Annotated in this window: 12 protein-coding genes; 8 read left to right on the forward strand and 4 right to left on the reverse strand. The window is 32.2% G+C overall.

Annotated elements, in window-relative coordinates; all coding sequences use genetic code 11:
* Positions 1-95 precede the first annotated feature (95 nt).
* Complete coding sequence (locus tag VDP25_RS08985) at positions 96-3,023, forward strand: FAD-binding and (Fe-S)-binding domain-containing protein (protein WP_334468913.1); 2,928 nt, start codon at positions 96-98, stop codon at positions 3,021-3,023.
* A gap of 31 nt (positions 3,024-3,054) precedes the next feature.
* Here VDP25_RS08985 and VDP25_RS08990 read toward each other — a convergent pair whose 3' ends face one another.
* Positions 3,055-3,906, reverse strand: a complete 852-nt coding sequence (locus VDP25_RS08990) for a UDP-2,3-diacylglucosamine diphosphatase (protein WP_334468915.1) — start codon at positions 3,904-3,906, stop codon at positions 3,055-3,057.
* A 210-nt stretch (positions 3,907-4,116) separates the two neighbouring features.
* On the opposite strand from VDP25_RS08990, the gene aroC reads away from it, so the two are divergent.
* Genes aroC through VDP25_RS09025 form a run of 7 tightly spaced genes read left to right on the forward strand, consistent with a single transcriptional unit; the run spans position 4,117 to position 10,925 of the window.
* Positions 4,117-5,181, forward strand: a complete 1,065-nt coding sequence (aroC, locus tag VDP25_RS08995; RefSeq protein ID WP_334468917.1) for a chorismate synthase — start codon at positions 4,117-4,119, stop codon at positions 5,179-5,181.
* Positions 5,182-5,232: 51 nt separating this feature from the next.
* Complete coding sequence (locus VDP25_RS09000) at positions 5,233-6,678, forward strand: dicarboxylate/amino acid:cation symporter (RefSeq protein ID WP_334468920.1); 1,446 nt, start codon at positions 5,233-5,235, stop codon at positions 6,676-6,678.
* 58 nt (positions 6,679-6,736) lie between these two features.
* The gene (gene gshB, locus VDP25_RS09005) at positions 6,737-7,774 is read left to right on the forward strand and encodes a glutathione synthase (RefSeq protein WP_215925566.1); all 1,038 of its coding nucleotides are present in this window, start codon (positions 6,737-6,739) and stop codon (positions 7,772-7,774) included.
* Positions 7,775-7,784: 10 nt separating this feature from the next.
* Positions 7,785-8,597: a sulfurtransferase gene (locus VDP25_RS09010; RefSeq protein ID WP_334468925.1), complete on the forward strand. Its 813-nt coding sequence runs from the start codon at positions 7,785-7,787 to the stop codon at positions 8,595-8,597.
* A gap of 2 nt (positions 8,598-8,599) precedes the next feature.
* Positions 8,600-8,935: a hypothetical protein gene (locus VDP25_RS09015; protein ID WP_334468928.1), complete on the forward strand. Its 336-nt coding sequence runs from the start codon at positions 8,600-8,602 to the stop codon at positions 8,933-8,935.
* Complete coding sequence (locus VDP25_RS09020; protein ID WP_334468930.1) at positions 8,935-9,765, forward strand: N-formylglutamate amidohydrolase; 831 nt, start codon at positions 8,935-8,937, stop codon at positions 9,763-9,765. Before VDP25_RS09015 ends, VDP25_RS09020 begins: the two co-directional genes overlap by 1 nt.
* Positions 9,765-10,925 carry a flavohemoglobin expression-modulating QEGLA motif protein gene (locus VDP25_RS09025; protein WP_334468932.1) on the forward strand — a complete coding sequence of 387 codons (1,161 nt, stop codon included), beginning with the start codon at positions 9,765-9,767 and terminating at the stop codon, positions 10,923-10,925. Before VDP25_RS09020 ends, VDP25_RS09025 begins: the two co-directional genes overlap by 1 nt.
* 6 nt (positions 10,926-10,931) lie before the next feature.
* Here the strand turns inward: VDP25_RS09025 and VDP25_RS09030 are convergent, their stop codons facing one another.
* The 3 genes from VDP25_RS09030 to VDP25_RS09040 all read right to left on the reverse strand — a co-directional run bounded on the left by VDP25_RS09030 (position 10,932) and on the right by VDP25_RS09040 (position 14,483).
* Complete coding sequence (locus VDP25_RS09030) at positions 10,932-11,510, reverse strand: pseudouridine synthase (protein WP_334469398.1); 579 nt, start codon at positions 11,508-11,510, stop codon at positions 10,932-10,934.
* A gap of 6 nt (positions 11,511-11,516) precedes the next feature.
* Entirely contained in the window at positions 11,517-13,604 is a 2,088-nt protein-coding gene (locus VDP25_RS09035) for a DUF3857 domain-containing transglutaminase family protein (protein ID WP_334468935.1), read from the reverse strand.
* Positions 13,605-13,670: 66 nt separating this feature from the next.
* Positions 13,671-14,483, reverse strand: coding sequence for a DUF1853 family protein (locus VDP25_RS09040; RefSeq protein WP_334468937.1), 813 nt, complete (start codon positions 14,481-14,483; stop codon positions 13,671-13,673).
* Positions 14,484-14,503 lie beyond the last annotated feature (20 nt).

The raw sequence follows: 14,503 nt of genomic DNA on the forward strand, positions 1-14,503 counted from the left end.
CTTTTCATCATAACGCCAAAATTATGCCAAAATTGAATGATTAGTCTTATTTTTAAGACAAAATTATAACTCATACCAATCGATTGTTAGCGCTTATGCAAAAAGAAAACCTTATACAACTTAAAACCCTAAAATCTAAATTAGAAGGAGAGTTGTATTTTAATGATTTAATGCGAAAACTTTACGCTACTGATGCTTCTGTGTATAGAAAATTGCCTTTAGCTGTAGCTTTACCTAAAAATACTCAAGACATAAAATCTTTAATTGATTTTGCTAAGTCTAACAACACTTCTTTAATTCCAAGAACAGCAGGAACATCGCTAGCCGGACAATGTGTTGGCGAAGGTATTGTAGTAGATGTCTCTAAATATTTTACACGAATTTTAGATATAAATGAAAACGCTAAAACAGTAACCGTTCAACCTGGTGTGGTTAGAGATGAACTTAATAATTACCTTAAGCCTTTTGGTTTGTTTTTTGGACCCAATACATCAACTTCTAACCGCTGTATGATTGGTGGAATGGTTGGGAATAATTCATCCGGAACGACCTCTATTCAATATGGTGTGACTAGAGATAAGGTTTTAAAAATGAAAACGTTGTTGAGTGATGGAAACGAGGTTGAATTTTCAGCGTTAACATCTGAAGAGTTTCAACAAAAACTACAGTTATCAACCCTTGAAGGAGAGGTATATAATTCAATTTATAAAGAATTAAATTCTGAAAGTGTTCAGCATCAAATACAAGATAATTTTCCAAAGCCAAGCATACATAGAAGAAATACAGGTTATGCCATTGATGAATTGATAAAGTCGGAAGTGTTTTCAGATTCAAATTCAGGTTTTAATATGTGTCAACTTTTAGCAGGAAGTGAAGGCACCTTAGCATTTACAACAGGAATCACCTTGCAGTTAGATGACTTGCCGCCAACGGAAAGCGCTATTATTGCTTTGCATTTTGAAAGTATAGCTAAATGCCTAAATGCTGTGGGAACTGTGATGCAACACAATTTGCATACCTGTGAGATGATGGATGATTCCATTTTAAATCTTACAAAACACAATAAAACACAACAAGAAAACAGACAATTTATAGAGGGAAATCCTGCTGCTATTTTAATGTGTGAGCTCAAAGCAAATTCAAATGAAGAGCTTCAATCACAAATAAACGTATTCTTAGAAACGGTAAAAAGCATGAATTTAAGTTATGCTAATCCTGTTTTAAAAGGTGATGATATCAATAAAGCTGTAGAATTACGAAAAGCCGGTTTAGGCTTGTTAGGTAATATTATTGGTGATAAAAAAGCTGTGGCTTGCATTGAAGATACGGCTGTAGCGCTTCCAGATTTAGACCGCTACATTTCAGAGTTTACGGCTTTAATGAAAACATACAACCAAAATGCGGTATACTATGCACATGCAGGAGCAGGAGAGTTACATTTAAGACCAATTTTAGATTTAAAACAGGCTGAAGATGTTGTACTATTTAGAAAAATAACAACAGACGTTGCGCAATTAGTAAAGAAATATAAAGGCTCAATGTCTGGTGAACATGGTGATGGTATTGTGAGAGCAGAATTTATTCCTATGATGATTGGTGAGGCTAATTATAAAATTTTAAAGCATATTAAATCAGCTTTCGATCCGTATAATATTTTTAATCCAGGAAAGATTGTAGATGCCTATCCTATGGATAAAAATTTTAGGTATGAAGTGGATAGAAAAGAACCTCAGATTGAAACCTTACTTGATTTTTCTGCTTCTGAAGGTATTTTACGTGAAGCCGAAAAATGTAATGGTTCTGGTGACTGTAGAAAATTACCTGAATTTGGAGGTGTTATGTGCCCAAGTTATAGAGCCACTAGAAACGAAAAAGATACAACCAGAGGACGTGCTAATGCGCTCCGAGAATTCTTAACTAATTCTGAAAAAGCAAACCGATTTGATCATAAAGAATTAAAAGACGTTTTTGATTTATGCTTGAGTTGTAAAGCATGCGCAAGTGAGTGTCCAAGTAGTGTAGATGTAGCGAGTTTAAAAGCCGAATTTCAATACCAATATCAGAAGGTAAATGGTGTACCTTTTAGAACAAAATTATTTGCTTACAATAACAAAATAAATGGCTTAGCTAGTCGTGTTCCAAAGCTTACTAATTTTATGTTTTCTAATGATTTTACAAGTGCAATTATAAAATCTATTGGAGGCATTGCTAAAGAACGAAGCTTGCCTTTAATTTCTAGTAAAAGTTTAGATAAGGAATTTTATGATGCTAAAAATAAGACAGTTAAAATTGGTTATATAAAAGAAGTCATCTTGTTTAATGATGAGTTTACCAATCATTTAGATACAGAGATTGGTATAGATGCTATGGAGCTATTGAGCCGCTTAAATTATAAAGTGACCATCATTTCACATTCGGAATCTGGTCGTGCAATGTTGTCTAAAGGTTTGCTAAAAGATGCCAAAAGAGTAGCGAATGAAAATGTTTCAAAATTCAAACATTTAATTACTGAAAACACTCCATTATTAGGTATAGAACCTTCCGCTATTTTTACGTTTAAAGATGAATATTTAAGATTAGCAGACGACAAAGAATCTGCTAAATTAATTGCGAAACACACCTTTTTGATTGAAGAATTTATTCAACAAGAAATGGCATTGGGACGTATAAAATCATCGCAGTTTACACAAGAGATAAAAACCATTAAATTTCATGGACATTGTCATCAAAAGGCATTGGCAAATCAGAAGTCGAGCTTTAGTATTTTAAATCTGCCTAAGAATTATAAAGTAACAATTATTCCAAGTGGTTGCTGTGGTATGGCAGGAAGTTTTGGTTACGAAAAAGAGCATTACGAAGTAAGTATGCAAATAGGAGAGCAGGTTTTATTTCCTGCGGTTAGAAAAGCTTCAGCAGACACAGAAATATCTGCAAACGGAACAAGTTGTAGGCATCAAATAAAAGACGGTACAGGTAGAGTGGCTAAACATCCTATTTCTATTTTAAAAGAAGCTTTGCTCTAACTACCAGTTACAATAATGCTAATTAAAGTTATTATTTTGTCTTGTGCTTTTTAGGTTGTTCTACAATTGTAATTGCAGCTATTAAGTCTTTGACGTCCATATCTTTTATATCTTCATCTGCAAAGAAAGGAGACAGTCTATCATTGTTGTAGTTGTAAATTTTCCAACGTTTAAATTGGTATTCTAAAGCAGTGAAGTTTTCAACCCAATCACCAGAATTTAGATAAGTGGTTTTACCAAACTTATTACCTTTTAATATCATTTTTGGTTGGTGAATATGTCCGCATATAACATAGTCATAACCATTCTCAATAGCTAAGTCTGTAGCTACTTTTTCAAAATCACTAATATATTTTACAGCACCTTTTACACTGTTTTTAATTTTTTTAGATAAAGAATAACGTTCTTTTCCAAGCTTATCTAAACACCAGTTTGTAAGCCTGTTAATAAGGATTAGTAAGTCATAACCCCAGCCACCAAGCTTAGCTAACCATTTGGCATTCTGAATGGAAATATCAAACACATCGCCATGAAAAAACCAAGCTTTCTTTCCATCTAAATCTAGTACTAGTTTATTTACAATTGAAATATTACCTATTTCCGTATCTGTAAACTTGCGAAGCATTTCATCATGATTACCTGTAATGTAAATCACTTCAGTGCCATTTGCGGCAAAATCCATAATCTTTTTAATAACACTAAGATGAGATTTTGGAAAGTAACGTTTCTTAAACTGCCAAATATCAATAATATCACCATTAAGAATAAGTTTCTTAGGTTCTATGCTATTTAAATAAGTTAAAAGTTGTTTGGCATGGCAGCCAAAAGTGCCTAAATGTACATCTGAGATTACTGCTATTTCAACTTTTCGTTTTATTTTCAAAATTTCTAAATCTATACCACAAAGAACTTTAATATTTTTAACAATCAGATTATCGTATAATTAACTAACTATAAGCAAATTGTTATTAAAATATTACCTTAATATTACGAAGTAGGAAGCCTTAGCTTTTTTTGCGACTATAACATGAAATACGACATGGTATTTTCATTTTCATAATAATACAATTACATTAGCGTAAAATAAATTGAAATGGCAGGAAATTCCTTCGGAAAATTATTTAAACTAACTACTTTTGGAGAGTCGCATGGTGTAGCTATTGGTGGCATTATAGATGGCTGTCCCTCAGGAATAAAACTTAATCTTGAAGCAATTCAAAATGAATTGAACCGAAGAAAACCAGGGCAATCTAAAATAGTTACTCAACGTAAAGAGCCTGATACTGTAGAATTTTATTCCGGTATTTTTGAAGGTAAAACGACAGGAACTCCAATTGGTTTTGTAATTCATAATACGAATCAGAAATCTAAAGATTATTCTCATATTAAAGATGTGTATCGTCCTAGTCATGCAGATTATACCTATGATAAAAAATACGGAGTAAGAGATTATAGAGGTGGTGGACGAAGTTCTGCACGTGAAACAGCGTCTAGAGTTGTTGCTGGAGCTATTGCAAAACAAATGTTAGCCTCAATTAGCATTAATGCTTTTACATCTTCAGTAGGTGATATTTTTATAGATAAACCATATCAAGATTTAGATTTTAGTAAAATAGAATCTAATGTCATTCGCTGTCCTGATGAAGCTACAGCAGAAAAAATGATAGCTAGAGTTGAAGCTATTAAAAAACAAGGTGATACCATTGGTGGTACCATAACATGTGTTTTACAAAATGTACCAATTGGATTAGGAGAACCTGTGTTTGATAAATTGCATGCCGAATTAGGAAAAGCGATGTTATCTATAAATGCTGTAAAAGGTTTTGAATATGGTAGTGGTTTCTGTGGCGCAAAAATGAAAGGTAGTGAGCATAACGACTTGTTTAACGAAGATGGAACTACAAAAAGTAATTTATCTGGAGGCATACAAGGAGGCATTTCTAACGGTATGGATATTTACTTTAGAGTGGCTTTTAAACCCGTTGCAACAGTGATTCAAAAGCAAGATGCCTTAAATAGTTCTGGCGAAATTGTAGAAATGCAAGGCAAAGGCAGACACGATCCTTGTGTGGTGCCAAGAGCAGTGCCTATTGTTGAAGCAATGGCTGCTTTGGTTTTGGCAGATTATGTCTTACTAGATAGAGTTAGTAGATTGTAATTTTAAAAATGGTATTTCCTTCCGGAAAATGAATAACAGACTAATAAACTTATGAAAAAACTAGCATTACATTGGAAAATTATAATAGGAATGGTTCTCGGTATCATTTGGGCTTTGGTTTCAAGCACAATGGGATGGAGTCAATTTACTATAGATTGGATAGATCCGTTTGGAACTATCTTTATTAATTTACTAAAGCTAATAGCAGTTCCGTTAGTCTTGTTTTCTATAATTAGTGGAGTTGCTAATATTGGAGACCCAAAAAGCTTAGGTAGAATGGGAGGTAAGACTTTAGGTATTTATTTATTAACAACAGTCATGGCTATTTCATTAGGATTAGTATTGGTTAATGTTATTAAACCAGGCGAACTTATTGATGAACAAAGCCGAATAGATAATCGTATTAGTTATGAGATTTGGGCAGATAGTGAAGGACATGAGATTAAGGATGGTATAAATTACTTACAAGATCCTGAATTTTTTGAACGTGCTCAGGAAATTTCAGAATTATCTAAAAGTGAATTAAAAGAAGCAGCTGTTGCAGATAAAATGGAAACAGTTAAAAGTCGTAAAGAAACAACACCATTGCAACCATTAATAGATATTGTACCGAGTAATTTTTTCCATTCTCTATCTAATAATGGGTTAATGTTACAGATTATCTTTTTTGCGATTTTCTTTGGTGTTTGTTTGTTGTTTATTCCTTCAGAAAAATCATTACCTGTATTAAATTTAGTAAATGGAATTAATGAGGTTTTTCTAAAAATGGTTGATATTGTTATGCAAGGTGCGCCATTTTTTGTGTTTGCTTTACTTGCAGGTGTGGTAAGTAAAATGGCTGGTGACGATATTGGTAAAGTGGTAGAAATTTTTAAAGGTTTGAGTTGGTACTCATTAACCGTTTTATTAGGCTTGCTTTTAATGATATTTGTAATTTATCCATTGATTTTGAAGTTTTTTGTAAAACAGATTCCATATAAAGGCTTTTTTAAATCTATGAGTCCTGCACAAACTTTAGCATTTTCAACATCAAGTAGTGCGGCTACACTTCCTGTAACTATGGAATGTGTAGAAGAGAATTTAGGAGTAGATAATAAAATAAGCAGTTTTGTGCTTCCTATAGGAGCTACAGTTAATATGGACGGCACAAGTATGTATCAAGCGGTTGCAGTAATCTTTTTAGCGCAAATGCATATGATAGATTTAACGCTAGGTCAGCAAGTTACAGTAGTATTAACAGCCACTTTAGCTTCTGTTGGCTCTGCAGCTGTACCAAGTGCTGGTTTAGTAATGTTAATTATTGTATTGAGTTCTGTGGGATTAAATCCAGCTTGGATCGCTATTATTTTTCCAGTAGATAGAATATTAGATATGTTTAGAACCGTTGTAAACGTCACAGGAGATGCAACAGTTTGTTCTATTATTGCTGATGGTGAAAATATGTTAGATTACCATGGTGAAAAAAATCCAACAGAAACTTTTGATTTAGATTCTTAAATTTAAGAAGACTCAATTAATTTTTATAACTTTATTGAGAAGATAAAACCTATTGCAAATGAACATTTGTTTTATAATGTACCCATGGGATGAGATCGACCCAGAAAACGACACAAGTTTAGCTTTAATCAAGGAATGTGCTAAACGTGGTCATGGTGTTGCCATGTGTACACCTGCAAACTTAACCATTAGAGATAGTGTAACAAATGCATTTTGTAATGTTATCGGTAGAATGGAAAAAGTGCCATCTACATTAAAATCGTTTTATAACAAAGCGAAATTAAGAGAGGAAATGCTGCCTTTAGCAGGTTTTGACGCTATTTTCTTTAGAGCAAATCCACCTTTAGATCCTATAATGCTTAATTTTTTAGACTCAGTAAAAGATGATGTGTTTATTGTGAATTCGTTAGAAGGTATGCGAGAAGCCAATAATAAACTTTATACAGCTGCTTTTGGAGATGCACACAGTAACATTATTCCCAATACACATGTTTCTAAAAACAAAAAGTATTTAATTCAGCAGATTAAAGAGTCTAAGGCAGATAAAATGATACTAAAACCATTGAATGGCTTTGGAGGTTCTGGTGTGATTCTAATTGAAAAATCGGCTATGAACAATATTAATTCGCTGTTAGATTTTTATATTTCTAGTGGCGAAGGCACCTCTAATTATGTGATTCTTCAAGATTATATAGAAGGAGCAGACCAAGGTGATGTTAGAATTTTATTATTAAATGGCGAACCAGTTGGAGCCATGAAACGTATTCCTGGCTCAGAAGATCATCGTTCAAATGTTTCGGCAGGTGGAAGTATTGCAAAGCATTCTTTAACCAAAGCAGAAAAAGCATTATGCAAACAAATAGGTCCAAAATTAGTAAAAGACGGTTTGTATTTTGTTGGTATCGATGTTATTGGCGGGAAACTCGTAGAGGTTAATGTAATGTCGCCAGGCGGCATCACTTATATAAATAAAGTATATAAAAGCAAGACTAGAGTTGAAGAAAAGGTCATTGACTTTTTAGAAAGCAAAGTCTTAGATCAATTACAAGCGTTTGATAGGCGAACTAGACTTCGTAAAACGGTTGATGAAGCGTGAAATTTATAAAATGAAAATAAGTCAAATTTCAAATTTAGTTTCAGTAGAGTGGCTTCAAGAAAATAGCAATGCCAGTAACCTCGTTATTTTAGATGCTACAATTAATAAGAGTATTGATGCCACAGCCTTAAGAATTCCTAAAGCTAGATTTTTTGACATTAAACAAAAGTTTAGCGATACTTCAGCACCATTTCCAAGTACATTACCTTCATTACAACAATTTGAAATTGAAGCTCAAACTTTAGGAGTAAATAAAGATGCTTACATTGTCGTTTATGATGATAAAGGTATTTATTCTAGTGCAAGAGCTTGGTGGCTATTCAAAGTTTTTGGTTTTAAAAATGTTGCTGTTTTAGACGGAGGATTACCCGAATGGAACAAAAATGGATTTCCTATTGAAAAGTATACCAATGAAACTTATATCAAAGGGAATTTTAAAGCTCATTTAAATTTAGACTTAATGACTAACTTTAAAGGCATTAATCAATATTCACAAGATTCTAATACACTAATTTTGGACGCACGCTCACAAGAGCGTTTTAAATGCCAAGTAGACGAACCCAGAATTGGATTACGACGTGGTACCATTCCCAATTCAAAAAACCTACCTTACACAATGTTATTAAATGGTTATAAGTTGAAGCCTCAAAGTGAGCTTTTAGCAATCTTTAATAATTTAGTCACTCATAAAACAAAAGTGGTGTTTAGTTGTGGTTCAGGCATTACGGCTTGTATTTTAGCACTTGCAGCGACACTATGTAATTTTAATAACCTCATTGTCTATGATGGTTCATGGACAGAATATGGAACACTAACCAATTAATAATGAAAACAATCGACTGGACAAGAGACGAACTTGTAGCTTATATTTTATTATTTGCTGCTAATTCAGATTTTAAAGAAAGTGAAGAAGAACGCAATTTAATTATCTCTAAAGTAGATCTGCAAACCTTTCAAGATATTCATGATGAATTTGATAGAGACAACGACTATCAAGGCATACAAAAAATTATGACAAGCTTAGAGCAGCATAATTATGACAAGGATGATATTGATATTTTAATGGAAGATATTAAAGTGCTATTTTTCTCTGATGGTGATTTTGACATTACAGAACAAAACATGCTAAAGTGCCTTAATAGACTGTTTAAAACATTGTAATGAAAAGGCTTTCTGTAGATTCAATTATCGCAAAGATAAAAGCAGAGGAAACCTTTTGTGCTGTTTCTGAAGATTATGCATTTACATTAAAAATTGATTCTTATGTACCTTATGCTTGTGCAGCTGTGCATGACGGACATCAGTTTAGAAAAGACCTTTGGAGTAACTGTTTACATACCGAATACGAACGTTGGTACGAAGAAGATCCTGAAACTAAAAAGATGGTTATTTCGCATCCTATTGTTTTAGCAGGTTGCGATTCTCGTTTTGAGTATGATTTAAATCGAACACCCGAAGAAGCTGTTTTTGAAACGGCTTGGGGAAAACAACTTTGGAAACAACCTTTAGCAGCAGCAGAAAAAGACAAAAGTTTAAACAAACATTCAAATTTTTATAAAGTTGTTAAGGCTTTAATTTCAAAATTAGAAGAAAAATTTGGAGTATGTGTTGTTTACGATATGCACAGTTATAATTGGCAACGTTGGGATAGAGAAGTGCCAACATGGAATTTAGGGACTTCTAATATAGATAACCATCGTTTTGGTAAAGAAGTTGAACGCTGGAGAGCTTATTTGGCTTCTATAGAATTACCACACAATATTAAGCAAACCGCCAAGGTTAATGATACGTTTCAAGGCAATGGTTATTTTCTAAAATATATTACTAATAACTTTAAGAATACTTTAGTTTTGGCAACCGAAATAGCAAAGGTGTATTGCGACGAATATCAGCAGGTTAATTACCCTGAAGTTGTTGCTGCTGTAGCGCAACAGTTACAAACACTTTTACCTAAACATGCTAACGAATTCTATAATACGTTTAAACACTAATGTCTCAGAAAAAAACTACTGAAGCTTTTCAAGATTTATTTGATATTGATTCTAATCTTAATCGTTTAGTTAGAAATATTGAACTCCTCAACTATATTAATCCACTTAACACGGTATCTGAGAAGAAAAAATTCTACTCTTCAAAATTTAATTATGAGCCTCAGTTTAAGTACCCTAAAATAAAATTTAACGGTTATAAACTGCATCGTTTATTCTTTTCACAACGTTTAGAACGCATAGAAGATGATGATATTAGACAATTGTACGAAGATATTATCTACGAATATTCAGGCTTAATAGAATGTATTGAAACTATTGGGCAAGGCCGAAAATTTTATTTTAATAGTTTAAAAAGCTTTGGAACTCCTACCGAAAAGGATATAGAGAATGCTAAATTTATTTTGCGTTTTGACGATTCGGAATTTGATGAGCAAATGCTTGCTAAATATAGTGCAAGTGAAGCCAAAGATTATTTTGATGAATTTTCTAAACGTTACGATTTTAAGTACAACATTAAGATTTCTAATCATCTTTCTGCTGCTGCAATGGTACTGAATAATACGCAGACTTTGGTATTGCGTAAAAGTCATAAGTACAGTGAAAATCAGCTCAAAGTACTAGCAAATCATGAGATTGGAGTGCATTTAGTAACAACTTTTAATGGCTTATCGCATCCTTTAAAAGTGTTTTCTAATGGTTTTCCTAATAATGTAGAAACACAAGAAGGTTTGGCTGTGTATGCTGAATTTATGAGTGGCTGTCTTACTATTGAACGGTTAAAAGAATTAGCATTTAGAGTCATTGCTGTTGATAGTTTAAATAAAGGCTACGCCTTTTCGGATACGTTTCACCTATTGCATAATCAGCATAAATTAAATAGAGATAAAGCATTTGGCATTACTTTACGTGTGCATAGAGGTGGAGGATTTACTAAAGATCACCTGTATTTATCTGGTTTGCGAAACGTCTATAAATATGCTCAAAATGGTAACGACTTAGGGGTGTTATTAACAGGGAAAGTGAGTCAGGATTACATACCAACCATTAAAAAGATGAAGCAGCTTGATTTGGCTTTGGCACCAAAATATTATACAGATGCTTATGTGGCAAATGATAATAAGAATCCAAATTTAGATTTTATATTGAAGAGTTTGAAGTAATAAAATTTACTGCAAATAATTGTCTGCTGGAAGAATTTCAATACAGTTTGAAGGTTGCATAGCCTCTAATTTATAATCGCCAATCCTTACTCTTACCAATCGCAACGTTGGAAAACCAACTTTTGCTGTCATTTTACGAACTTGTCTAAATTTACCTTCGGATAAAGTAATGGAGAGCCATGATGTTGGTCCATGACGTTCGTCTCTAACAAAACGCGGAACAATGTGCGAAATATCATTTAAAACTTGAGCATTGCATGGTTTTGTTTTATACGCTTTACCTTCAACAGAAATCTCTATTCCTTTTTGAAGTTCTAAGATAGCTTCTGGTGTAACTAAACCGTCAACCATTACGTGGTATTCTTTTTCAATTTTAGAACTGGTTATATAATTGCTAAACTTTCCGTCTGTAGTTAAAAGCAATAAGCCTTCAGATTTTTCGTCTAAACGTCCAACAGCCATAACCTTGTCTGTAAAATCATACAACTCATTTAAAAGTTTTTTGTTTCGCCTTTTAGTTTGATGATTAACAAATTGACTTAAATAGCCATAAGGTTTGTATATTTTAAAATAATGATGTGTGATAATGGTTTAGGTTTTAGAGTTGCGTTTTACAACTATAATGATTAAGACAATTAAAAGTATAACTATTATTGGTAAGATTAGAAATAGAAATAAATTTTTTATAAAACTTGTGGCGAGTTCTGACGAGTTAATATTCTTTTTACCATTAGCATAGGAAGCAACATAGCTTTTTGGAATATATATGTAATACGATAGCTTACTTTCTAATGTTTTAATATCTCTATAATATTGGGCGTAATTTTCAGGCGACACATAATCATTTTGATTTTTGTAGTAAGACATTAAATTTAATTCTCTAGAAGAAGGGTTGTAGTTTCCTTCAAATTCATAATAAAAATCTTTAGAATAAATGTTGTAATCTATTGGTGATATATTCCAAGCTTCGGGTAGTTTTACATTTATAGTATGACGTTTAGCTATTGGGTAATATAAAGCCAACTCCTTGGTTTTGCTTTGTTCTGTTGGTAATACTAAAATATCACTTATTGTTGTTGGAGTAAACGTAACACCAATATTATCATCATCAGCTAAGACCTCTTCCCAAATATCTTCTAGTTTATAGTGCTCATAAATAGTTATTTCGTTGTTAAGGCTATCATCTTTGATTATTGGAGCTTCAATAACCTCAACGTTTTCGTAATAATTAGAGTAATAAGCTTTAAAGTCTTTTTTTATACTAGAGGTGCTACTGTTTTTGTAATAATTACGCATCTTATCAGCTTCATACTCATTGTAAATAGTTTTTACCTTTAATGTTGCTCCTTTGCCAACAGCTTCAAGATAAAACTCATCGTAAACCTCAATAAGATTATTACTAAAGCTCTGAATCTTTTCTAAATCATTAGTCTCCTCACTGATAACTAGACCATATTCATAATTTGGAAAGTATATGTTATCATAGCGTCCTTTTTGATTTGTAATTGTTGGATCGTAATAAATTTCACGTCCCGATTTATCAATAACTTTGACCACCACATGATCAAAAACCTTTGGGCTAGGGAGAATTTTAGGTAGATTTTTGCCAAATGTTGTACTTACTAACATAGGATAAGCTTCTATATGCATTGCCCTTAGCATTGTTACCATTAATAAGGTTTTATCTTTGCAATCACCAAAACGTTGATTAAAAACTTTATTAGGTGAAAAAGGCTTATAACTGCCAATACCATCTTCCAAGCCTAAGTATCTTATTTCGTTTTGTACAAATTCTAAAGTAGTAATAATCTGCTCGTGTTCCATTGCCTTATTGGATAGTATAGCATCAATTTTAGCCTTTAATTCTGTAGATATTTTATCGTTGACATTGTAAATGTCTATTCCCCAATCAATGACATTTTTCCAGTTCTGATAATTAGAAACAATTAAATATTGATGTTCTATTAGCCAAATTGGAGCTTCATTATCAAAATTAACACTATTTACCTTTTCAGAAAACCAGAGATAATCTTTAAGCCCATTTGAGGTGGTATAACGAGGTTTTAAATCAGAGTTAAATAATTTGTACTCTAAATTTGTATTAGATAATAGCCTTAAGCTTGAAGTATTTATATAAACATAATCGTTTAATGAAAAAATGCCAGAAAAATTTCCGTTATGTATAGGGTTAAAGCCTGATATGGTATAACTATAGTCTAAAATATCATCTTTTCTAATGTCAGAAAGATTAATCATTGCTGTTAATCTGCCATCATAAATATAACTCTCAGAACTAGATTCTCGTCTAATAACCTGAAAGTTATTGATATCTAGCTTATTTATTACGTCTCCATTTCTAATAACATCAATATTATGGAACGTAATAGTTTGATAAGTTGGATCATAAATTTCTGCAATTTCAGCAACGTCTTGAATGCCTAAATTATCTGTAATTTTCTTTACAACTCTATTGTAATGTTTTTGTTTAGGTACATGTATTTGTTCATCTGATAATAGAACCACATAACCGTAATCTATCTCATCTGAGGCAATATCTATTGTTGTAGTATAATTTTGTTTTAAAACCCAATTAGGAGTATCAGAAGTTTTTATTTGGGCAATTACAGTGAATGAAATAAACGTAAAAATTAGACATGCTAAAAATTTAAAGGAAGCCATTGCAAAGAAATTTATAAGTAGAATAGTTTAATAAACTAGTAATATACAGAAAGTAAAGTGAATATTTTACCACCATGTAATAAAACATTTTTGAAGCTCATTTTCACTTTTTATCCAGCATAATGGAGAGCGTTTATTTTTAATATGAATTTGAATCTCATGTTTAGCATCTTCAAACTCTAACCAATTTACAGTTGGTTTAGGTAAACATAGCCATTCTAGTTTTTGGGGAATATAAAATTGAAAGTCTTTTAATTTGGTAATGTTTTCAATATTTAAATACCAACCAGTAATACATTCTGAATTTAAGGGAGCAACATTAATATCTTGGTATTCGTAAGGCAAAAATAGTTGTGCTTTAAAACAAACCTTTTGTGTAATAGAATTGATAAGAAAAGGATAATGTTTTAACGCATCTTTTGTTTTAGAATGATAGAGTAGTGGTAACTGTTTTTCTTTTAACTTATTTAGCTTATAAACTAGAGCATCGCTTTGGTTAGGGCCTACCCAATTGGAAAGTGAGTTAACATTGTTTTTTTTAGAATCGTATAAATAGAATTTATAAATTATTTCAAGATGAATAGGTTTTTTAGCCTGTAAAAACAATAGGTCTAATTCTCCAATAGTAATTTTATTATTCTTGATTTGTAAGTTCTCTTCGAGAATAGTTATATCAGCTTGATGCTTTAGCTGAAATACTACAAAATGTTCTACCCATTTACCCAAACGTATCTTTTTAACTTCGGACTCTTGTGTAAATTGAATTTCTGTAGCTTCTGGACAAAATTGTTCAAAGTTATAGACTTCAGAAGCCTTCCATAGGCATGGTGTGTGTTGAAAGCCTTTAAATAATTCTTGAAAATTTATACTGCTGTCCAATGCGTAGTTTTATGGGTCAT

It is taken from the genome of Winogradskyella sp. ECml5-4 (genome assembly GCF_036903175.1).
GTDB classification, from domain to species: Bacteria; Bacteroidota; Bacteroidia; order Flavobacteriales; family Flavobacteriaceae; genus Winogradskyella; species Winogradskyella damuponensis.

Excerpts from the sequence above, each read along its gene's own strand:
- VDP25_RS08985 (WP_334468913.1), top strand. The coding sequence starts at position 96 with ATGCAAAAAGAAAACCTTATACAACTTAAAACCCTAAAATCTAAATTA.
- aroC (WP_334468917.1), top strand. The coding sequence starts at position 4,117 with ATGGCAGGAAATTCCTTCGGAAAATTATTTAAACTAACTACTTTTGGA.
- VDP25_RS09000 (WP_334468920.1), top strand. The coding sequence starts at position 5,233 with ATGAAAAAACTAGCATTACATTGGAAAATTATAATAGGAATGGTTCTC.
- gshB (WP_215925566.1), top strand. The coding sequence starts at position 6,737 with ATGAACATTTGTTTTATAATGTACCCATGGGATGAGATCGACCCAGAA.
- VDP25_RS09010 (WP_334468925.1), top strand. The coding sequence starts at position 7,785 with ATGAAAATAAGTCAAATTTCAAATTTAGTTTCAGTAGAGTGGCTTCAA.
- VDP25_RS09015 (WP_334468928.1), top strand. The coding sequence starts at position 8,600 with ATGAAAACAATCGACTGGACAAGAGACGAACTTGTAGCTTATATTTTA.
- VDP25_RS09020 (WP_334468930.1), top strand. The coding sequence starts at position 8,935 with ATGAAAAGGCTTTCTGTAGATTCAATTATCGCAAAGATAAAAGCAGAG.
- VDP25_RS09025 (WP_334468932.1), top strand. The coding sequence starts at position 9,765 with ATGTCTCAGAAAAAAACTACTGAAGCTTTTCAAGATTTATTTGATATT.
- VDP25_RS09035 (WP_334468935.1), bottom strand. The coding sequence starts at position 13,604 with ATGGCTTCCTTTAAATTTTTAGCATGTCTAATTTTTACGTTTATTTCA.